Genomic DNA, 22,238 nt, shown 5'->3' with positions numbered 1-22,238 from the left:
AGATGCAATAGATTATGAGTAATAACCCAATTCGAGTCGCACAAATACTCGCCGGTGCTGAGCACGGTGGTGCTGAGAATTTCTTTGTGCGTCTCGTCAGTGGATTAAATCCCCGCAGCGAAATTACAGAAAAAGCGTTTATTCGAAACCACGATCACCGGGTACAGGCACTGCGTAGCAACAATGTTGAAACCGAAGGTTTTAAATTTGGTGGCAAGCTGGATTTTCTCGGCCGAAAAAAATACCGCGATGCCCTGAACCAATGGCAACCGGATATCGTGATGACTTGGATGGGGCGTGCCACTTCAATCACCCCCAACTCTGAAAAATACCGGTTGGTAAGCCGCCTAGGGCACTATTACAACCTGAAGTATTACCGTCACGCAGATTATTGGATCGGCATCAGCAAAGGTATCTGCCAGCATTTAAGGGACGGAGGCATCCCCAAGGATAAAATTTTCCATATCCCCAATTTTGCCGATGAGACACCAGTTAATCCGCTGCCTAGAAACAGCTTCAATACTCCGGAAGACCGGCCCCTGATCCTGGCTGCAGGCCGCCTGCATATCAATAAAGGGTTCGACACCCTCCTGCATTCACTCACCCAGATTCCCAATGCCACTTTGTGGCTCGCCGGTAGCGGTCCCGAAGAGAGTAAATTGAAATCTCTGTGTCACCAGCTTGGCCTGGAGGAGAGAGTGCGCTTCCTGGGTTGGCGCAACGATGTCACCACGTTAATGCGCACTGCGGATATGTTCGTGTGCCCTTCTCGACATGAGGGCCTGGGCTCTATTGTGATGGAGTCCTGGGCCCATCGCTGCCCTATAGTGGCGACGGACTCTCAGGGCCCTGGAGAAGTAATTACCGATGGCAAAACCGGTCTGATTACCCCTATCGATAATGCCGATGAACTGGCCAAAGCCATGAAGTCCGTTATCGAGTCGCCGGAGTTACGCCAAAGCCTGATCGAAAATGCGGCCGAGGAGTACGCAACGACTTATGCGAAACAGGTTATCGTCGACTCCTATATCGATCTATACGAAAACCTGATGAAGAAAGGGCGCTAGCGGTGAATGGCAGCCACCGAATACCCGGTGGCTGCTAAATCGTATTTTTCGTTTCGTGCCAAATCGTACTTATTGATAGGCTGGGGGCAAATCCCGCAAAAGAGCGCTAACCCCATTGGCGATCAGTCGTTGACGCTGCTCAATACTATCGGGGCGTGTTAACAATTCGCTGGCTCTCCCCCCCCAAATCACAGCCCCGCCCGGGCGCCCAATACCCACACTCATAATCACCAAGGGAGCATCTGTCAGGGGCGGTAGTTCCACCACATCCTGTGGAGCATTGCTATCAAACTGTTTGTCCCAGCTGGGATCCCGGGTATCACCGGAGAAAAACTCATCGACTACCGCAACCTGGTAATCCACCACCATATCCGCATCCTGGTCCTGGGAAACTTGGCGATATCCTCGTTGCTGTAACTCTGCGGCAACGGTATCGCGCATTTCTTCATCCAACTCCACCAGCTGGGCAGAGGCATCTTCTGAGCCACTCAACGGCGCTACCCCCCATTTATACGTGGCAAAGGCAACCGGTGGCTCCCCGGTAGCGGCTTTTTCAACCTGTATCTCCTGGCAACCCGCCAATACCAAGATACTCAGCAAGCCTGTTAATAAATAGCGCATAAAAACTCCTACATTTCCGTACTTATTTTACTGGTTCGACCGTGCCGTAAAGTTCTATCTTAGGACTCCAGGTATACCACTTGGGTTCAGCTTTCGGGTAAAGAGGGAAATGGCTGCCCGACTCCACTTCATATCCCATAAAAGGGGCTTCTGGCGTGGCAAATGCGATTCCCCCCTGCAACAGGGCCTGAGCCGATTCCGTGTTGATATTAAGCCCACTTTTCAGACCGAAATTCACATCGACGCCACTGGCATTCCAAAACACCGTGTGCTCTCGCACCAGGGGCTGGTATTGGGGTTCGATATGAACGTAGATATACACTCGATCAGCATACTCCCCCAAGGAAAAACCTGTAACCTCTCCCACTTTTACCTGGCGATAATAAACCGGACTCCCTGCTACCAGAGATCCTCGCCTCGCAGCATCCAGGATAATTCCCAGTCCAGGGCGGGTAAAAGTTTCTGCAAGATCCTCTTCCGGTGCCTGTTCCAAAGCGTAAAACTTTGTCTGTGGATCTCCTAAGCCAGGCTCGAGCGCCAGGTAGCGCCCTGTAATTAGGGTATCCAGATGGGCAATCTTATCGATGCTAATTTGCGGGGAAACCACCCATATACGTGTGCCCTCCCGAGCAAACTGCTCTCCGCGGTGATAAAGCTTAGCCCTGGCCCACACCTCGCCCAAAGAGCGATCGAGTCTCAGGCGAGTAATCTCTCCAACTTGTACCCCGCGGTAGCGCAACGGTGCTCCAACTCTCAGCCCCTCGGCACTAACAAGGCTGACTTGAATTTGTATCCCTCCCTCCATAGCCGCTTCCCGACTGCTGAAAAGAGGGAACTGGTCTCCATTTTTTGCCTGCCCGCCTTTTCCAAGGTCTTCCCGGCGTATACCAAAGGCGATACCGCCGCGCAGAAGTGACATCAGCGAATCAGCCTCCACTTCCACCCCCTCGGTCAAGCTTGCTGTAGCCCGCAATCCGCTCACATTCCAGAACCGAACGCCTTCCTGCACAAAGTGGGCATAGCGGGGCTCTATCACCACATAAACTTCTACCCCCTCGCCATCCCTACGCAATTCCATTCCCTGCACTTTTCCTACCTCTATACGGCGAAAGTAAACCGGCGCGCCCCGCTGCAAAGACCCGGGATTGCGTGAAGTGAGGCGTAAATGCAGCCCCGGCACACGGGGATCCATCGGTGGCGCAGAGGTTCGCGCAGTGAAATTGCGCTGGGAGCGCTGTCCTTTGCGCAAATCTACTTCTATGCGATTACCTTGGATTAAATCGTTTAGTCCGCCAGTAAAATCGAAGCTCGGAGGGGCTAGCCAAAAACGGGTATTTTCGGTGAGCAATTCATCCGTTGTCGGATCCATCAGAACTTTGACTTCCATACCATTCAAACGGCGGTTTGCCTTGGTCCCACTGACTTCCCCTACCTGGATGCCCTGGTAGTAAACCTTTGTAGAATCCGGAGTAACATTCACCCCCTGATCGAAATTTAATATCACTGGAATTCCCGCATCTGCTGCGGCAAAATTTTTATATAACTCAAACTCACTACCATTTACAGCGAGCGGAGACTGACGTTGATTTTCCGGGGTATAAAAACTTACGCCTCCGGCAAAAAGTGCTGCCAGGGATTCTAAATTGACACTGATACCGCTAATACCGCCTTCGATAGAGATCCCTGAACTATTCCAAAAGCGGCTGCCCCGATGAACCAGATAGGCATATTCCCGACGAATAAATAATTCGATACTGACTTCAGTTCCGTTTCGATCCAAACGGTAATCCGCTACCTGACCGACTCGCAACTGACGATAATATACTGGCGATCCTCGACTTAAAGAGCCCAAACGACGGGACTGCAAAACAACACGCAAACCATCCCCACGGATAAATGCAGGAGGCTGATCCAGGGCAACAAAGTTGCGCTTGCGCTTTCCACTACCTGATTCAACGGCAATGTAATTGCCTGAAAGTAGAGTTTCCAAACCGCTAATACCGGTAATAGATAACTCGGGTTTTACTACCCAAAACTCAGTGCCCTCTACCAATAAATATTCTGCACTGCGATTTAAACTAACTTCGGCCAGAACGCCATCGGCTCCATTCAGCTCTTTCGCATTAGGTACAAGGCGTACATCCTGGACCATACCAATATCGACCCCAGAATATTTGACCACCGTTTTTCCTTTTACCAGGCCGTCGCCAGAATGAAATAAAATAGTGGCTTTAACGTCTCCCTCTGACAAATCCTGATAGAGCAACCAGAGAGCAATCAGCCCCGCGATCAAAGGTAAAATCCACACTAGGGGTAACCCCCTGCTTGCGCGCACTACTCCCCGCTGAGCGCCTCCATCCAAGCGAGACGCATCACTCGTATCCTGCGGGGGCAGCTCATCAGCCATTTTCTGCGGCGCTCCTATGAGCCGTTTCTGGCTCTACTGCAGACTCATATAAATCTCCGTCATAGGCATCCCAAATTAAACGGGAATCGAAAGTTCGTGCCGCCAACATGGTTACCACTACCACAGAGGCAAAAGCTGTCGCACCAGCTCCAGCAGTTACCTGGGAAATAAATCCCATATCCACTAGCGACACCAAAATTGAAATCATAAATAAGTCTAAGAGTGACCAGCGCCCGATGCCGGAAACTACTCGATATATTTTCATGGACTGAATGGGGTCGAAGGACAGACGCAACTGAATTTGGATCAGGAGCAATCCCAATCCCAGTAGCTTCATCACAGGAACTGCAATACTGGCAACAAAGACAATTAAAGCTATTCCCCACATTCCCGAGTTATAGAGTTGCATGACCCCGCTAATGATAGTGCTGGGATCACCGGCACCTAAATAAACTACTGTCATTATCGGTAACACATTGGCAGGTAAAAGCAATAAAGTGCCAGTAATCGTCAGAGCCCAAGTTAACATCAAGCTTCCTTCGATTCTGCTGTGTACTCTCGCTCCACAGCGCGGACATCGGCAACGACCATTTTGGGGAAGAATAATTAATTGATGACAGCACAGGCAGCTGGTTAAGCCTTTTTTTAAACCTTTATTTGGTACGCTATTCACAAGCTTGTCCCTTAAGCGCACGACGCTGTGCTAAGCGGTGCCAAATTGCTGTTTGGTCAAAACTCAGGGAAGAGAGATTTGCCAGTAGCATCATGGCACCAAAACAGTACAGCCCCGGTTCTACCTCCATCTTGCCCAAATCCCGTAATTTAATCAGGGCCACCAAAATTCCGAGCATATAAACATCGAGCATGCCCCACTCTTTTAAGTGCTGGTAAAAACGAACAGCATTGGATACCGGCCGGTCAAGCCAGGCCCAAGCACTGCCCCAACAAATAAATAACAACAGGGCAAATTTACCTACCGGAGCCAGAACGCTACAGAAAAGCACCAGCGCCGAGAGCCAAATAAACCCCGCCTTGAAAAGAGAGTAAACGCCATTAAGCAAGGTACTTTCTGCACCAAATGAGAACAGGGAAAAGTCGAGCAATGGCAAGCTGACAGAGGGAATAAACAGTAATAGGCCGGTTAGACTTAGAGCCAGTGTGTAGTAAATACTATGATTGCCATTGCGATGCAAAGTACAGCGACATCGTGGGCAAATTAACTTTTGTCCCGGAGGCGCCAAGCCGCCGGTTAAAAGTAGATCGCATTCGTGACAGACCCTCTGCCAATCGGCCAGCGCCGCGCTGCGCTCCTCATTCATGGACAGTCAGTCCTTGCCTTATTCTGCACAATTTTTGCCGCATCCAAATGCTTATGAGGCGCGTCTATTGAAATATAGGCCCTCAACCTTATTCAATGGGCCAGTGTTATTGCCAAAAAGTTACCAATAAACGCACATAGGTGTCGGTTTAACGAAGATATAGCAAAAAGCCGAAAGCCGTCTCGACGGTCGGTTTGACCCCGGGTAAACTCTCGCGACTGCTATTGGGGAGACTGGCAATATTAGTAATAATCGCAAGCTGGAGCCCTCCATATCCCCACTACATGACACCAGCTCCAAATAACTTGCAAAAGCTTGAAGACCGTACCCTCCACAGGAAGTCGAAACAGATGAAAAGAAGTAACCGCACAGAGCCGCAAGGCCGCAAGTTGCGTCCGCTGAAAAAACTAATCGCCGCTACGCTGCTGGGCCTGGGCGCCATGCAGGCGCAAGCCGACACCCTGTGGGATATCTATACACAGGCCCTGGAGAATGATCCTCAATTAGCAGCTGATCGCGCTGCTTACCACGCGGATATCGAGGCTAAGTACCAGTTTCGTGCATTCCTGCTTCCTCAGGTAAATGCTACCTTCGAAGCCGCTAGGACTCACTCTGATAGGAGCCAAAATTCTGCTCAGTTACTGGATTTGACTGATAATGACGACGACAGTGATGTCGAACTAGTGGACTTTAGAAGCCAAACTAGCAATTCCTTACAGGAAAGAACCTATAGTGCCAACCTGACCCAGGCTATTTTTGACGCACCAGCCTGGTTCGATTATCAACAGGGCAAGAGATTAACAGAGCAGGCGACAGCAGAATTCAGTGCTAACCAGCAAGAAATGATGATTCGTGTCGCCACCGCCTACTTTGACGTATTACGTGCTTACGACGTGCTAGAGGCAGCTGCTGCCGAAGAACAAGCCCTAGCTAAACAGCTGGAACAGACGCAACAACGCTTTGAAGTCGGTCTAACAGCAATTACTGATGTCTACGACTCCCAGGCTGCCTATGACAGTTCCGTTGCCCGGCGTTTAACAGCTCAAGACAACCTCCTCAGTAACTTTGATGCCCTATCAGTATTGACCGGAGGCTACCATGATCAAGTAGCTCCTCTGGTAGATGATTTCCAGGTAGCTCCGCCAGTGCCTTCAGATCGCGCCGATTGGGTTGAGTTTGCCCTCGCCAACAATTTTGTCCTTAAAGCTGCACGACTTGGCGCCGATGCCGCCCGCTATAACGCGCGAGCGGAAGCCAGTGAACACCTACCCACCGTCACTGGCTCGCTTTCTTATAATAAACTCACTCAAGATGGTAACGAGAAAAATAGATTCAGCGACATAACGGGCAGCCAATTTGTACGTTACCCGCAAGATATTGACCAATGGGGAACAAGTGCAGGGGTAACTGTAAACGTGCCCATTTTTACTGGTGGCCTTCTCAGTGCCAACCGTCGCCAGGCTAGAAACCAAGCCTTCCAGGCCCAGGACCTTAGTGTTCTTGCAGAGAGAGATACTATACAAACCACGCGCACCCTGCACCGCGCTGTTGTCACCGATGTATCGAGAGTAGCAGCACGTGAGCAAGCCGTCGTTTCTGCCAAGAGTGCATTGGATGCGACTCAGGCGGGATACGAAGTAGGCACCCGAAATATTGTAGATGTGCTCCTGGCTCAGCGGACCCTGTTCGATTCACAAACTGACTACGCCAACTCACTGTACGACTACATTCTAAATTCACTGAGCTTGAAGCAAGCTGCAGGACTCTTATCCCCTAAAGATCTTCAGGATCTGGATATGATGCTGAATCCTGCAAATAATGTCTCTCGCGTAGAGGAAACTGGAGGCACCAGCCTTCCAGCACCTTCGAAGTAACTGCGTATACGCATCTACCAGAGAGCAGGATTTTTATTCTCTCTCTGGTCTTCATTTTGTGTAGCCAACCGCTCCACCTCGCTCAGTAAGCGCTGCAAAGCACCACTATTTTCTGAAGCTACTTTTTTCCCTCTCTGACCGGCGGCTTTTCTTTGCCCCACATCTTCCAGCCAAGCCTGAACTTGTGAAGCCATCGATTCACTGTCTTCGACTACAACCATGGCTCCAGCCTCCTGCAACAAACTGGATACAGTGGCGAAGTTATGCAGGTGGGGGCCAGAAATAACTGGTACCCCCCAGGCAGCGGGTTCAATCATATTGTGACCACCAACAGAAACCAGGCTACCTCCCACAAAAGCAATATCACTGGCCCCATAGAAGCGCAGCAACTCCCCCATCGTGTCTCCCAGAATAACCTCATCACTAGCTTTAACGGCTGCGCCTTCACTCCTTCGGGCCAAGGCAAAGCCACGCTCCCGACACAAGCGAGCAACACTATCAAAACGCTGTGGGTGCCTGGGCACCAGCACGAGTAATAGATCTCTATATTCTTTCTTTAAAATAGAGAAGGCATCCAAGATCACCTCGTCCTCACCCACATGGGTACTAGCCGCCAGCCATATAGGCCTGGAAGACTCCCCCCGCCACTGGTGCGCCAGCGCCTGGGCTTCACTAGCCAGTCCCATATCAATACTGAGGTCAAACTTGATATTGCCGTTGGCTACTGCTCTCTCCGCTGGTAATCCCAGATCGATAAACCGCTGCATATCCGCAGGGTATTGCGCAACAACACGATCCAGGTTGCTCAACATCGTTCGACTCAAAGAGGGAAAACGCCCGTAACCTCGCGCAGATTTTTCACTGAGCCGTGCATTGGCCAATAAAATTGGGATCTTCCTACTCGAGCAGAGCTTGAGTAGGTTGGGCCAAAGCTCAGTCTCTATAATCACCAATGCACACGGGCTAAGCGCATTGAGAAATGGCACCAGGCATTCAGGGAGATCATAGGGAAGGTAATAGTGAAGTAAGCGGCCACCAAGAATTGGCTGCAGGGCTTCCTTCACCCGCTCAGACCCGGTTGGAGTTGTAGTCGTTACCAGCCACTGCCAGTCTGTATGTCGCGCAGCCAATTTAGAGATAACTGGCACGGCGGCTAGGGTCTCCCCAACAGATACAGAATGGACCCAGATTAACGGTGCCCGGCTGTGCCTTTTTGGAACCTGACCCAGACGCTCTCTTAAACGCAACCGATAGGCCGGCTGGCTACGCCCTCTCCACCAGAGACGCAAAAGGACAACAGGTAAAAACAGGCGGAAGAGCCAGGAATAAAATATTTGCATGAAGCAGGGATCACCTAAAGATCAATATTGCCACCAAAGAAAGTGCAATAATGACGGTTATCTCTTCCAGGTAAAACACCCCCGTAAGGAAGGCCTCAGGCCATTAGTGATCGACCACCCGGTAAAACTCAGAGCGCACCCCAAAAACACCACAAGCCATGCCGGCTGAACGGCAAGCGCGGAGCCAAGGCCCAGAACCCAAGCGCTTTCCACCGAAAATCAACCCTAAAATACAGCCTATGCTGGAGATCAACAGCTGTCCCAGAGCTGATACAAAGATGCTGGTATGACCGCGACCTTTGGCAAGTTTATGCTTTGCCAGAGTGATACCAGCGGAGAATTTTCTACGCGACAACCAACGCATATTGGCGCGACTCTCTGGTACAGCCTCGTAAACCCTCGCCTCCAGGCAGTAAACAATCTTTCCGCCCTTGGCCTTAAACTCTGTGAAAAAAATCACATCTGTACCGGCACCTAGAGGGTCCTGCTCATTAAACCTCAGGCCTAGCGAGCGGATACTGCTCATCGGTATTAATACATTGCTGGTCGCACAGTAGTTGAGCTGTTCTCCAGTCTTTCGTTTCTGCCGATAAAAAATACGTGAGTAATAGGCAGGCACAGAATCCGGCCAACGCCGAACAACACTGCCACAAACCACGCTACTGCCCCCCAGCTTTTGTGAGTAATCATATAGCTGGATTAACCAATCGGGCTCTACCCACTCATCATCATCAATGAAAACTAGGTAGTCAGCTCCCATATTATCCAGTTCATCGATACAGCGATTACGTGCACAAGGGATTCCCCGCCGCTCTTCAACAGCACAGTTGAGAGGAAAGGGAAAACTTCCCGACAACTCCCCCACAACTTCCCTACCAGCCTGAGTGTCCGAATCGTTATCGACGACCAGTGCAGCCACATTTAAGCCCGTGGGTAGCTGTAGCTTGGCCAGGCTTTGCAGAGAACTGCGAAGCCGCTCCGGTCGCTGATAAGTACAAATACAGATCACTAACAAGGGGTGCAATGTAAACTCCAGATTACGGCCAAGGACAAATCGGATATAAGCTATCTGAGCTGGGTTAAAAAAGAATCAGCCTATACCCTTAAGAATGACCTGTCTATAATACCACTTTTGCCAAACGCTTTATCAGGGCATCTATGCTCCATATTATATGCTTGTGCCCGACCTTCCTTGCTAAAACGCAACCCATTAGTCAAGTTAATTCAAAAAACTATTCTTATAAGCCCTGGTATATCTCCCCATGAAAATTATGCAGCTTTTGCCCGCCCTGAACTCTGGGGGGGTTGAGAGGGGGACCGTTGATCTTGCCCGCTACCTGGTAGCAGGTGGTCATCAGTCAATCGTTGTTTCCAGTGGGGGGAGCATGGTCGAGCAACTAAAAGCTGAAGGCTCTGCCCATATTGAACTTCCAATCCATAAGAAGTCTCTCTTTAGCCTGTTACAGGTCAGACCACTTCGAAAGGTTATCTCTCGTGAGAAACCTGACATCATCCATGTGCGTTCCAGGGTTCCGGCTTGGCTAGCCTATCTTGCCTGGCGAAATCTTGACCCAACTGAGCGCCCCCGCCTTGTAAGCACTGCTCATGGCCTTTACTCCATAAATCGATATAGTGCGATTATGGCGAAAACCGAACAGGTAATCGCAATATCAGAGTGTGTGAATAGCTACTTACTGGAGAATTATGCAAACGATCTAAAGCGTCCCCCACAAATCGTTTACCGGGGTGTAGATACAGATGAGTTCAATCTCGATGTCCAGCCATCGGAGTCCTGGTACCAAAAAGTACACCAGGATTTCCCCCAGCTTGCCGGCAAGCGCTGGCTCCTCTTACCCGGCCGGCTGACCCGCTGGAAGGGACAAGAAGACTTTATCGATCTAATCCATCAACTAGTCGAAAACCGTTCTGATGTTCACGGCATCATTCTCGGCGGAGCGGAGAAGAACAAGCAGCACTACGCCGATGAATTGGAACAAAAAATTTGCTCAATGAAGCTTGAGAACCACCTTACTCTAGTTGGTCATCGTAGTGATATACGCCACTGGTATAGTGCGTCCAGTTTGGTGTATAACCTATCACGTCGACCCGAGCCATTTGGCAGAACCGTTATAGAGTCCGCTGCGATTGGCACACCTATTATTGGTTATAACATTGGGGGACCGGCAGAGTCGCTTAATGCCTGTTTTCCTCAAGGGCTAGTTGATATCAATGATCCAGAAGCCTTATTCACGCGTACTCAGGAATTGCTCGACAGCCCTGGGCAAAAGCCTCATTTATCTACCGATTTCACATTGGGAAGGCAGGCCGAACACACTATTGAAATCTACAAGAGCCTACTCACAGAGCGTACCGGAGCGAACCCGCGTGATTAATTTGAGCCAGAGCGAGCCGTTTGCCAGCGGAGGCAATCGCTTTTGCTACCGACACCCGGAGCGGTCTGAACTCTGTGTCAAGGTGATGCGACCCGGCCGAACAGCGGAGCTATTGGGGCGAGCTCCCTGGTACAAAACCTGGCGAGGGGAATCATATTTTGATGACAATCTTCGCGAACAGGAAGGTTATAGCCAGCGGGCCATTGCAACTAATCGAGATGGGCTTTGGCAACATCTGCCTCGATGGTTTGGGATACAGGAGACCAGCTTAGGCCCCGCTGCCGTCACTGATATGATTCTTGACGCTGATGGCAATCCGGCACCTACTCTTCGCCAATACCTAAACAAATATGGACTCAATACCGAGGTGCGCGAATCTTTACAGCACTTTTCTGAGTGGCTGCTTGAGTATGAAGTACTCACCAAAAATCTGATTGCCCACAATCTGGTCCTGCGAAAAGAGCAGGGGAAACTACAAACTTACCTGATTGATGGGCTGGGTTGTTCCTCTTTCCTGCCTCTGCCAAAAATTTCTAGCTACTTTGCGAAACGCTATATCCATCGCCGTATCGAGCGCATGTGGCTGAGAGTCGAGTGGGAAATTTCCGATAAGGAAACCCCCTGGCGAAAATATGAAGCTGAGGGACTCAAGCGCTAACGGCTTGGCAACCCTGATCGACGCAACAATGCTTGAGCACACAATAGGTATTGATCCAGGGGGTCACGCTGGCCTCCTGCCTTCACCTCAAGCTTTTCACTAACCAAACCTTGATCCAAAAGTCGTAATACCGCTGAACGCACCTTATTAGACTTGCTGCGACTCGGAACCCGAATTACACCGACCTGGGCCCGACTTTGTAACGACTCGAATAGCATAGAGATACTGTCCTCAGTGACCCAGATTGTCTCCGCTTCCGACAACTGCTTCTGAAGCCAGCCCGCCGGACAAGAGCGCCAGTCAACCAACTCAACACTGCTTTTCTCCAGCTGCTCCATGGTACCCGCCGGTGTTCTCCGACTGTCAGAGATACACCAACTCAAGGGTTGGGCCAATAATTTCTCAACTTGCTCCCGGATTGAGAGGGTATCCCAACTGTAATGCTTGCTGGGTCCACCCAATAAAATAAGCCCCCTTCCAGGCTGCAGTACATCGCTCTCAAGCGGTTCAGTCAATGCGCCCTGGCTCACAATCACATTAGGTAGAGGGGGCGGACGGTCGTGTTCGGGTACGACCGCAAAATCAAACCAGCTGTAGGGTAACAAAGGGCGGTTAATTGCCACCGCGCGACCACCAAACCGGCAACGGGCAGACAGCATGGGAAGTCGGCTGCGGCGACCTGTGCCGATCAAAAAGTCGGGGGCTGGCAACTCTTCCAGCTCCTCTCCCGTTTTCAGGAGAATACGGCTGGCTGTATATTCTGGTGATATATCAAAAACCTGCACCTCCCCGATATAACTCCTGCGCACCCCTTCAATCAGAGCTACACTCTGCTTTTCATGAGCCCGGTTGCCATCTAAAAAACGCCAAATAATAAGTTGCAAGATAGGACCCTAAACTACTGAAACACCGGAATACAAGGCAGTGTACCTAGCGCATTCCAGTGGAGCTACTGTAACAAGGCTATGGGAGCCCCAAAACATCCAGTATACTCCTTCCAGGGAGCTCCAAAGGGTGCCCCCGGTGAATCCATGCCTCTCAGGAGACCCCGTTAAAGCGCTCAGCCAAACAGGCATCCGCTACTACTTTGTGTAAAGCCCCACAATTATCACTAAAAAGCAAAATTAGAGCGTTCATGGACAACAGACTTTTATATAGTACTCACCTATACAGCCTATTTCCGCGCATCTAAATACAAAATTTTCTGAATGGCCGACAGTTGCACCTATGCCTGAACTTGGAAGTACTCTAAACAAGCTTTCCCAGCCCGTTTATCGCCAGCAAAGCTCACTGTGGATTTCAGGTCTGCTCAAATGGGCCTTTCTTGGGTTATATATACTGGTATGTGGCTACTATGTTTCCCCCAAAGTATCGGGAGTACAAACCAGCTTCTACCTAACTTTAGTGCCCACAGCCCTTCTACTGCTGGCGTGGCGAAAGAGCTATCACTTCCTGATTTCCTGGCAGTTCCTAACCTTTTGCAGCCTGCCTATCATTCTAGCGCTTTCAACACTGTGGGCCTCTCCGGATACCGCAGATGTTTATAGGCAATCTGATTACTACTGGAAATTGGTATTATACCTAGCTCTATTTTACTGCGCTGTTTTCTTCCTGTTGGAGCAGTACGGCGACAACATCCTCCATAAGCTATTACTCTCGCTTATTGTGATTGGACTGCTATCCGGTATTGCCTCGCTAATTGCTTATTCCCTTGATGGCGGTCTCCAGGATCTCCGCCGGATTGGCGGTATATCTCTTGAGGGCAATATTGATAAAACAGGAATGCTATTTGGTTTCCACGCTCTTTTTTGTTGCTATGGTCTCTACCAAAAGCCCCGTATTTGGCGCTGGTTATCAGGAGCAGGCTTACTCACCTCCTGTATCTACATAGTTTTGTCACAAACCAAAGTCCCAATTGTTATGGCGGGCTTTTCAATTTTCTTGGTTGTATTCGGCAACCTTTCGCGCCTGCTGAAAATTTTAGTTGTTGTGGCTATCGTCTGTGTTTTGCCATTGACCTATTTTGCCTTGTATGGTGACTTGCCCCTCCTACACCGGGGTAGCGCTTACTCTATACGTCTGACACTCTGGCAAAAAGCCTTTGAGGAGTTCCTGCAAGCCCCACTATTTGGCCAGGGATTAGTGCATAAGAAATTTATTGCACTAAACAGGATGGTGCCCCATCCACACAATTTTCTTCTGGATATCGCGCGTTTTAGCGGGCTATTGGGGCTGGCAGCCTGTGTCTGGCAAGGGCTTGCAACTCTGTGGACCGTGAGATCCAAAGAAAGACTTTTGAGTTGGATTCCTGGTTTGTATTTCACTTGGTTCCTGTTCGGTGTACTGGCAATGCTGATATACGCCCAGCAACCTTTGGCTAAGCCCAATTATATTTGGTTCTTTTACTGGATCCCCCTGGCTATCCTGCTGGCGCGAAGCAGCATTGAAGACCGGGGTTTGAGTCAATATAAAACTATCCGGGAAAGTAACCCTCAAAAACAGTAACCGCTGAGAGATAGAGTCACACTGATGAATGTAACCGTATTTGGCACCGGCTATGTGGGCCTGGTGCAAGCAGCAGTCTTAGCTGAAGCTGGCAATAAAGTAGTTTGTATCGATATAGACGCGGACAAGATCAACCGCCTCAAGCAGGGTATTATCCCTATTTATGAGCCAGGCCTGGAGCCTATGGTGAAGAACAGTATCACCACTGGCAATCTATCTTTTTCAACTGATGCGGCCTTTGGTGTAGAACACGGTGAGCTGATTTTTATCGCCGTGGGCACTCCTCCAGATGAGGACGGCTCAGCAGACCTTCGACATGTGTTGACTGTTGCAAGAACCATTGCCAAGCACATGGAGTGCAAGAAATACATCATCAACAAATCCACAGTACCTGTGGGTACGGCCGACAAAGTACGAGCTGCTGTTGAGGAAGAATTGACCGAGCGGGATAAGTCCGACATGCCATTCGATGTTATTTCCAACCCTGAATTCCTCAAGGAAGGTTCGGCACTGAATGACTGTATGCGGCCAGACCGAATTATTATCGGCACCTCCGAAGCAGAATCAGAACAGAAGCTTCGCCACCTCTATGCGCCATTCAACCGCAATCACGAAAAGATCCTCGTGATGGACGTTAAAAGTGCGGAACTCACCAAGTATGCCGCCAACTGTATGCTGGCAACCAAGATCAGCTTTATGAATGAAATGGCAAATATTGCCGATAAAGTGGGCGCTGATATTGAGGCAGTTCGGGCAGGCATAGGTTCAGATCCGCGAGTTGGTTACCAGTTTATCTACGCAGGTATCGGCTACGGTGGCTCCTGTTTTCCTAAAGATGTGAAAGCCCTGATTTCCTCGGCACAACAGCTGGGCATTGCTGCAGATATTCTCGCCGCAGTGGAATCCCGCAACGAGCGCCAGAAACACTATCTCGCCGAAAAAATACAACGTCATTTTAACGGAGATATTCAGGGCAAAACTTTTGCGCTCTGGGGCCTGTCATTCAAACCGAATACAGATGATATGCGCGAAGCCCCAAGCCGTGTGCTGTTAGCTCGATTGTGGGAGCAGGGTGCGAAGGTGCGGGCATTTGACCCTGAGGCCATGGAGGAGTGTCAGCGAATTTTTGGCGATCGCGAAGACCTGACCCTTTGCGACTCCAAGACAGAGGCTTTACAGGGTGCCGACGCCCTGATTGTCGCGACCGAATGGCAACAGTTCAAATCTCTTGATATCGATGAAGTAAGCAGCGCTCTCAGTGCCCCGGTTGTGTTTGACGGACGCAACCAGTACGAACCAGAGGAAATGCGCGAGGCAGGCTTTGATTATTACTGCGTAGGGCGCCCGGACACCACCAGCTCTTACTAAGTAAACCTTACTTAAAATAAAAACCCGGCATCTGCCGGGTTTTTATTTTCCGTCATGCTATTCGCATTTTTACTTCCGCCTGGCCCGCCACATCACTGAGCCAGCCCCGATGCGCGGCACTACGCCCATGTACCACATCAAAATAAAGGTTTTGCAAACGCCCTGTGATAGGGCCGCGACGACCACTGCCGATAGAACGCCCATCCAATTCACTAATGGGCAATACTTCCGCCGCTGTGCCAGTAAAAAACGCTTCGTCAGCGATATAGACTTCATCCCGAGTGATACGCTTCTCTAGCACCCTATAGCCGCACTCCCGTGCCAGTTCAATAACTGTATCTCGGGTAATTCCATCCAGGCACGACGTCAGCTCCGGGGTATAAATAGTCCCATCGCGAACAATGAAGACATTTTCTCCACTACCCTCAGCAACATAACCCTCGGGGTCCAGTAATAGCGCCTCCTCGCAACCATTGCGCACTGCCTCCTGTAACGCCAGCATCGAGTTTATATAGTTACCATTGGCTTTCGCCTTACACATGCTGATATTCACATGGTGTCGGGTATATGAGGAGGTATTCACCTTAATCCCCTGTTCCAGTGCCTCGGGGCTCATGTAGCTGGGCCACTCCCAGGAAGCGACAATCACATGGGTTGAAAGATTTTCTGCGCGCAACCCCATTCCCTCTGACCCGTAAAATACCATTGGTCTCAAGTAAGCTTGGCGCAAGTTATTTTCGCGCACCACAAGCCGCTGAGCTTCATTCAGCTCATCAGTGCTATAGGGCATTGGGATATTCATTATTTTTGCAGAGCGAAACAACCGACGGGTGTGCTCTTGCAAACGAAAGATACTGGTGCCGTTACCGGTTTCATAAGCCCGTACGCCTTCAAACACCCCCATTCCATAGTGCAGGGTATGAGTGAGAACATGCACCCGGGCATCGCGCCAGGGAACCAATTCACCATCAAACCAGATAACGCCGTCGCGGTCGGCAAAAGACATGGGTAACTCCTACAAATCCTGAAAAACAGTTTAATCGGGCAACAGGAAGAAACCCGGTATTAACCGAGTAATTGCTGCCAGTTTGTTTGAACGGTCTTTCTTTCCGCTGTGAATTGGTCATCGCTCACAATCCCTGGCAGTTGTTGTAGTGCCAGGCGATGACCTTCAGATCGGTAGGCTTTGTAGGCGTCGATCAGATGTCCGGCTTGTTGGGCCGGCATCAGGCCTGCGTCAATTAGACTTTCGAGAATGCGAATATTATCGGTATACCGCACGATCGAGGGCGAAGTTTTTGCCCAGGCCAGAGCAGCATATTGAACCATAAATTCAATATCGACAATACCGCCCTCGCCATGCTTGAGATCAAACTTTTTATCGTTGCTCTTATCGAGGTTCGCACGCATTTTATTGCGCATTTCCACCACCTCATCACGCAATTTATCGCTCTTTCGCGACTGGCAAAGCAATTTCGTACGCAACTGTTGAAACGACTCACTCAGGCGGACACTACCGGCGACAGATCGAGCCCTCACCAGCGCCTGGTGCTCCCAAGTCCAGGCACTCTCCCTCTGGTATTTTTCAAAGGCAGCCAGTGACGTCACCAAGAGCCCTGAATTGCCCGAGGGGCGCAGTCTTGTGTCTACCTCGTAAAGAGGCCCGCTCAATGTGCGGGTTTGCAATATGTGGATAAGTCGCTGTGCCAATCGGGTAAAAAAACTCAAGTTATCAATACTGGTTTTACCGTCTGTAGCCTGCATCGCATCCGCGTCATGCACAAAAACAATATCCAAGTCAGAACCGTGGCCAAGCTCCAATCCCCCCAGCTTTCCGTAGGCGATAATGGCAAAGTGCATATCCTCTGCCGAGGCCCCCGCAGGCATACCGTATTTATCCGCCATCTGCGCCCAGGCAAGTTGCAATGACTGCTGCAATATCGCCTCTGCCAACCAAGTGAGAGAGTCACTAACCCTCATCAGTGGTAGAGCGCCATTAACCTCTTGTGCTGCAATGCGCAGGCTTTGGCTCTGTTTAAAATAACGAAGCGCCTCCATTTGCAATTCCAAATCCTCTGGATCGATCCGCAACAATTCGAGACGCAACTCATTGGCAATATCTGCGGCGGTAGAAGGGGCCAGTAACCTGCGGGAATCCAGCAACTCATCCAGCAAAATCGGATGGCGCGTAAGTTGCTCAGCAATCCACGGACTGGCACTACAGAGGCGCACCAGCTGATTGAGCACGGGGGGATTTTCATTGATCAGGACGAGATAAGCACTGCGACGCAGTACTGAACGCACTAGAGGTAAAACACGGGTTAGTACTAACAAGGGATCAGCCTGTATCCCTGCTACGGCCAGTAGCGTAGGCATAAATTGGTCCAGGCGCGCACGGGAAGAAGCGGGTAGTGCCGCAACCATTGTTGACTGGCACAGCTCCTTTAAGTGCTCGAGTGCCTGCGGTGGCGGAAGAAACCCGGCACTTTCCAAAATCTGCAAATTCTCTTCATTGGCAGTTTCATCGGCGCAACTTGCCCAGAGCCCCTGCCACTCTTCAGCCACACTGGGGGCGGCCATTTCCTCTGGTGGAGCGATTACAGTATCGAACTCCCGCTCAACTAAGGAACGAACATCGACCAGCTCACTCTCCAATTGCTCCCAATTATCGCGGCCCAGGGCAAATGCCAATTTTTCCCTTTCTTCCTCCTCAGCTGGGAGCGCCTGTGTCTGTTGATCCCGGTATGCCTGAAGAGCGTGTTCAACTCTCCGCAACAACAAGTAACAACTGGTCAGTTCACTGGCAACACCCGGTTCAACATGACCATCACTTTCCAATAGGGGCAGTAATTTGAGCAAACTGCGCTCGCGCAACGCGGGTTCGCGCCCTCCGCGAATTAACTGGAATGCCTGGGCAATAAATTCCAACTCGCGAATGCCACCCCGCCCAAGTTTGATATTGTCTGTTAAACCGCGAGCGCGTACTTGCCGCTGTATCAGGGCTTTCATTTCGCGCAAGGCATCAATAGCACTGAAATCGATATAGCGGCGATAAGTAAATGGGCGCAACAGCTCCATCAACTCTTCAGTAAACTCCTCCCTGCCAGCAACAGGGCGAGCTTTGACCATGGCGTAGCGCTCCCATTCACGCCCCTGAGTCTGGTAATAGTCCTCCAGAGCAGCGAAATGGCTTACCAGGGGACCACTGTCACCGTAGGGACGCAAACGCATATCTACACGAAAAACAAAACCATCCGCATTGATTCCATCCAACGATTTAATCAAGCGCTGGCCGAGTTTTTGGAAAAACTGCTGATTTTCTATACTCTTTTCGCCATCGGTATAACCGGGCTCAGGGTAGGCAAAAATCAGGTCAATATCCGATGAGAGATTGAGTTCCCGGGCTCCCAATTTGCCCATCCCCAACACCACCATCGACTGACTATCGCCAGCTCTACTACGAGGCTCCCCATAGCGATCCACTAACTTTTCATGGTGCCATTGCATCGCCGTGCGAATGGATAGTTCTGCCAATTCACTAAGGCGCAGACATGCCTGGGGAATATCCCACTGTCCGGCAAAATCGCGAAATATGACCTCAGCTGTTGCCCGGTTGCGCAATAAGCGCAATTGAAGGTCTAACTCCTCATCACTTTCTATGGTCGGGAGGAAGAGTCCAAGATCTTGTTTAAGTAACAAATCCCGTAAAAGCTCTGGGCGGCGACAGCACTGTTGATAAAAAAATTCTGAACCAATTAAGCTCCGAGCCACTCCTTGCGCAAGCAATGGCTCTGCCAGCAAGCTCTCCACCTCAACAACAAGCGCGGCCTCCGCCAGTTCACACCAGTCATGCCAAAGTGACTGAAGTTGAGCGCGGATGGGTTTTGGGCACTGAATGTTGTCAAACATGAGGGTCGATCCTTGGTGCGAATATCAGCGGGCAATTCTGCCTAGCTATCGGCATTCCGATAGCTATCGATGGTATCGGATAATGATGAGTGGCCGAGCAAGCCCGCCCCTCGCGTCACTTCACTGGCCTCTACATCTTCAAACAGTTATCTCAGAGAGGCCACCCAAGCTAGAAAGCGATATCCGGCGGTGGGGCCACCCTCAATACCTCTGCCACAGTGGTCAAACCCGCCGCTACTTTTTTCGCGCCGGAAAGCCTCAGGCTATTCATACCTTCGCGCATCGCCTGGCGCCGCAGTTGCTGTAGATCACAATCGGAGGTGACAATAGCTTGTACCGACTCGCTAAATGGCAGGATTTCATAAATTCCCTGACGCCCACGATAGCCCGTATTACGACATTCCAGGCAACCTTCCGGCCGGTAGACTTTCTCCGGCAACGGCGCTCTCCAGGGTTTCACCAGAGACTGCCAATCGGCCTCTTCAATTTTGTCCTCCTGCTTGCAACTGGGACATAGTGTCCGTACCAAGCGCTGGGCCATCACCCCGAGAATGGTGGACTTCAATAAATAATGCGGCAAGCCCAGATCCAATAAGCGGGTAACCGCTGTTGGAGCGTCATTAGTATGCAGGGTTGAGATAACCAGGTGGCCTGTCAGTGCCGCTTGAACCGCCATCTGAGCGGTTTCCAGGTCACGAATTTCACCAACCATGATGATATCGGGGTCCTGACGCATCAGGGTTCTGATACCTGCAGCAAAATCAAAGCCAATCGAGTGGTGAACCTGGGTTTGGTTAAAGCTCTCTTCCACCATTTCGATAGGATCTTCAACCGTGGAAACATTCACTGCACTGGTGGCCAACTGCTTAAGACCAGTATACAAAGTGGTGGTTTTACCCGAACCGGTAGGGCCGGTGACCAGTACGATACCATTGGGTCGTGACAGCATCGCCTGCCAGCGAGCCAAGTCATCACCACCCAGTCCCAGATCGGAATAAGATCGCGCGAGAACCTCTGGATCGAAGATCCGCATTACCAGCTTCTCGCCAAAGGCTGTGGGAAGAGTGGAGAGGCGCAACTCCACTTCGCTGCCGTCGGGCCTTTTTGTCTTGATGCGGCCATCCTGGGGTTTGCGCTTCTCCGCCACATTCATGCGCCCTAGAATTTTCAGGCGACTGGTAACCGCAGCATTCACTTGATCTGGTAACTCATGGATTGGATGCAGTACACCATCAATACGAAAGCGAATACGTCCCACTTCCCGGCGCGGTTCAATATGGATATCACTGGCACGCTGATCAAAGGCGTGCTGCAACAACCAATCGACGATATTGACGATGTGTTGATCGTTAGCTTCAGGGTCCTTTAAGGCGCCCAACTCCAGCAACTGTTCAAAATTATTTGCCGCTGAGGTTCCCTGAAGGCCGCTTGCACCAGAGATTGAATTGGAAAGGGAGTAAAACTCGACGCAGTGTCGTTTGATATCGGCCGGATCAGCCACCACACGGCGTACTCTGCGGCCAGTGGTATGTTCCAGCTGCTCCTCCCAACCATGGTTAAACGGTTGAGCTGTCGCCACCAGAAGTTCTTCGGTACTCGCCTCAACACAGAGAATTTGGTGTCGCTTGGCAAATTGGAAGCTCATCACCTCGGTGACAGCGCTCACATTAACCTTCAGAGGATCAATATGATACAAGGGGTGGGAGGAGCTCTCCGCTAACCAGGCGCTAAGGATTTCACTATTGAGCAGACTACCCGGTTGCTTGCGGTTGGCCAGGTCACAACTGGCGATATAGCTGAGCGGGTGCATCTGGGCCTGCTCTGCTGTCCGCGGGGTCCCGACAATACGGTTGGCATCCTCTCGGCTAACAAAGCCCTGCCCCACCAAATCTTCCAGTAATCCGCGCAGTTCCAGTATGCGGTCTGCAACTCTACTCTCTGCCATTGGTAACCCCTTTATTCTCATATGGCGACGTCGCATTGTAGCCCTATCATCAAGCTGTGAAAGTGCGCTGTTAACGCACTGTTACGAAGTTGCCCCGATTGGGGTACCATGCCGCCGTTTTCGCATTCTGAGCAATGGAGCTAACCATGGCCCTGTCGAATATTGCCAACTTATTTGGCCGCTCTCCGATTAAGCCAATCGAGAAGCATATGGCTACGGCCCACGAGGCATCGGCTGACCTGATCCCCTTCTTTGAAGCACTGATCAAAGGTGACCTCAAAGAGGCAGAACAGATCCAACTGCGCATCTCCGCCTCGGAGAACCGCGCTGACGATATCAAGAGAGACCTGCGCCTGCATCTGCCGGACAGCCTGTTTATGCCAGTGTCCAGGACCGACTTGCTGGAATTGCTGCATGCCCAGGATGAGGTAGCCAACACTGCCCAGGATATCGCTGGTCTGGCTGTAGGCAGGAAGATGCAGATTCCCGCACCTCTCCAATCCTTGATGACCACCTTTGTGGAGAGCGCTGTCGCCACCTCTGCACAGGCACTGCGCGCGATCAACGAACTGGACGAGTTGCTGGAAAGCGGCTTTGCCGGGCGCGAGGTGGATATCGCCAAACGCATGACCGAAGAGCTGGATGAACTGGAGCGCAAGTCAGACAAGCTTGAAGTCGAAATTCGCGCGTCGTTGTTTGCTATTGAGAAAGACTTACCTCCGGTGGACGTTATGTTCCTCTACCGGGTTATTGAATGGATCGGTGAACTCGCCGATCGCGCCCACAGCGTGGGCAACCGATTGCAGTTGTTGTTAGCACGTTAGGGGGTTTG

General features: G+C 50.8%; 17 protein-coding genes. 7 read left to right on the top strand and 10 right to left on the bottom strand.

Annotated features, from left to right (window positions below; genetic code table 11):
- The first annotated feature begins 14 nt into the window (after positions 1-14).
- Complete coding sequence (locus tag ACJJI5_RS03640) at positions 15-1,067, top strand: glycosyltransferase (RefSeq protein WP_445355527.1); 1,053 nt, start codon at positions 15-17, stop codon at positions 1,065-1,067.
- Between the two features lie 69 nt (positions 1,068-1,136).
- On the opposite strand, the gene ACJJI5_RS03635 is transcribed toward ACJJI5_RS03640, so the two are convergent.
- From ACJJI5_RS03635 to ACJJI5_RS03620, 4 genes are all read right to left on the bottom strand, one after another.
- On the bottom strand, positions 1,137-1,688 hold the full coding sequence (locus tag ACJJI5_RS03635) for a DUF4136 domain-containing protein (protein ID WP_413663548.1): 552 nt from the start codon (positions 1,686-1,688) through the stop codon (positions 1,137-1,139).
- Between the two features lie 22 nt (positions 1,689-1,710).
- On the bottom strand, positions 1,711-4,095 hold the full coding sequence (locus ACJJI5_RS03630; protein ID WP_445355526.1) for a PqiB family protein: 2,385 nt from the start codon (positions 4,093-4,095) through the stop codon (positions 1,711-1,713).
- A complete protein-coding gene (locus ACJJI5_RS03625; RefSeq protein ID WP_413663550.1) occupies positions 4,088-4,624 on the bottom strand; it encodes a paraquat-inducible protein A in 537 nt (178 codons plus the stop codon). Before ACJJI5_RS03625 ends, ACJJI5_RS03630 begins: the two co-directional genes overlap by 8 nt.
- A gap of 136 nt (positions 4,625-4,760) precedes the next feature.
- Positions 4,761-5,414, bottom strand: coding sequence for a paraquat-inducible protein A (locus ACJJI5_RS03620; protein ID WP_444895906.1), 654 nt, complete (start codon positions 5,412-5,414; stop codon positions 4,761-4,763).
- A 350-nt stretch (positions 5,415-5,764) separates the two neighbouring features.
- Here ACJJI5_RS03620 and ACJJI5_RS03615 point away from each other — a divergent pair, with 350 nt between their 5' ends.
- Entirely contained in the window at positions 5,765-7,288 is a 1,524-nt protein-coding gene (locus ACJJI5_RS03615) for a TolC family outer membrane protein (RefSeq protein WP_444895905.1), read from the top strand.
- A 14-nt stretch (positions 7,289-7,302) separates the two neighbouring features.
- Here the strand turns inward: ACJJI5_RS03615 and waaA are convergent, their stop codons facing one another.
- The gene (waaA, locus tag ACJJI5_RS03610; protein ID WP_445355525.1) at positions 7,303-8,628 is read right to left on the bottom strand and encodes a lipid IV(A) 3-deoxy-D-manno-octulosonic acid transferase; all 1,326 of its coding nucleotides are present in this window, start codon (positions 8,626-8,628) and stop codon (positions 7,303-7,305) included.
- A gap of 103 nt (positions 8,629-8,731) precedes the next feature.
- A complete protein-coding gene (locus ACJJI5_RS03605; RefSeq protein WP_413663554.1) occupies positions 8,732-9,652 on the bottom strand; it encodes a glycosyltransferase family 2 protein in 921 nt (306 codons plus the stop codon).
- Between the two features lie 238 nt (positions 9,653-9,890).
- Between ACJJI5_RS03605 and ACJJI5_RS03600 the strand changes: the two genes are divergently transcribed.
- Positions 9,891-11,021 (top strand): glycosyltransferase family 4 protein, encoded by a 1,131-nt coding sequence (locus ACJJI5_RS03600; protein ID WP_444895903.1) that lies wholly within the window; start codon positions 9,891-9,893, stop codon positions 11,019-11,021.
- Positions 11,014-11,679 carry a YrbL family protein gene (locus tag ACJJI5_RS03595; RefSeq protein WP_445355524.1) on the top strand — a complete coding sequence of 222 codons (666 nt, stop codon included), beginning with the start codon at positions 11,014-11,016 and terminating at the stop codon, positions 11,677-11,679. The genes ACJJI5_RS03600 and ACJJI5_RS03595 overlap by 8 nt, the downstream gene beginning before the upstream one ends.
- Here the strand turns inward: ACJJI5_RS03595 and ACJJI5_RS03590 are convergent.
- Entirely contained in the window at positions 11,676-12,563 is an 888-nt protein-coding gene (locus ACJJI5_RS03590) for an ELM1/GtrOC1 family putative glycosyltransferase (RefSeq protein ID WP_444895902.1), read from the bottom strand. The two genes, ACJJI5_RS03595 and ACJJI5_RS03590, sit on opposite strands and share 4 nt — an antisense overlap.
- 343 nt (positions 12,564-12,906) lie before the next feature.
- Between ACJJI5_RS03590 and ACJJI5_RS03585 the strand changes: the two genes are divergently transcribed.
- Together ACJJI5_RS03585 and ACJJI5_RS03580 are read left to right on the top strand one after the other, a co-directional pair.
- The gene (locus ACJJI5_RS03585; RefSeq protein WP_444895901.1) at positions 12,907-14,184 is read left to right on the top strand and encodes an O-antigen ligase family protein; all 1,278 of its coding nucleotides are present in this window, start codon (positions 12,907-12,909) and stop codon (positions 14,182-14,184) included.
- Between the two features lie 24 nt (positions 14,185-14,208).
- A complete protein-coding gene (locus ACJJI5_RS03580) occupies positions 14,209-15,552 on the top strand; it encodes a UDP-glucose dehydrogenase family protein (RefSeq protein WP_444895900.1) in 1,344 nt (447 codons plus the stop codon).
- A gap of 52 nt (positions 15,553-15,604) precedes the next feature.
- On the opposite strand, the gene ACJJI5_RS03575 is transcribed toward ACJJI5_RS03580, so the two are convergent.
- From ACJJI5_RS03575 to tfpB, 3 genes are all read right to left on the bottom strand, one after another.
- On the bottom strand, positions 15,605-16,558 hold the full coding sequence (locus ACJJI5_RS03575; RefSeq protein ID WP_444895899.1) for a branched-chain amino acid transaminase: 954 nt from the start codon (positions 16,556-16,558) through the stop codon (positions 15,605-15,607).
- A 59-nt stretch (positions 16,559-16,617) separates the two neighbouring features.
- Complete coding sequence (glnE, locus tag ACJJI5_RS03570; RefSeq protein WP_445355523.1) at positions 16,618-19,461, bottom strand: bifunctional [glutamate--ammonia ligase]-adenylyl-L-tyrosine phosphorylase/[glutamate--ammonia-ligase] adenylyltransferase; 2,844 nt, start codon at positions 19,459-19,461, stop codon at positions 16,618-16,620.
- A gap of 169 nt (positions 19,462-19,630) precedes the next feature.
- Entirely contained in the window at positions 19,631-21,406 is a 1,776-nt protein-coding gene (tfpB, locus tag ACJJI5_RS03565) for a type IV pilus assembly ATPase TfpB (protein WP_444934353.1), read from the bottom strand.
- Positions 21,407-21,552: 146 nt separating this feature from the next.
- Between tfpB and ACJJI5_RS03560 the strand changes: the two genes are divergently transcribed.
- Positions 21,553-22,230: a TIGR00153 family protein gene (locus ACJJI5_RS03560; RefSeq protein WP_413663563.1), complete on the top strand. Its 678-nt coding sequence runs from the start codon at positions 21,553-21,555 to the stop codon at positions 22,228-22,230.
- The last annotated feature ends 8 nt before the right edge of the window (positions 22,231-22,238 follow it).

The organism is Microbulbifer maximicatervae (SeqCode) (genome assembly GCF_052467955.1).
Note: the sequence above shows the minus strand (reverse complement) of the source record. Positions and strands in the feature narration are given on the sequence as shown.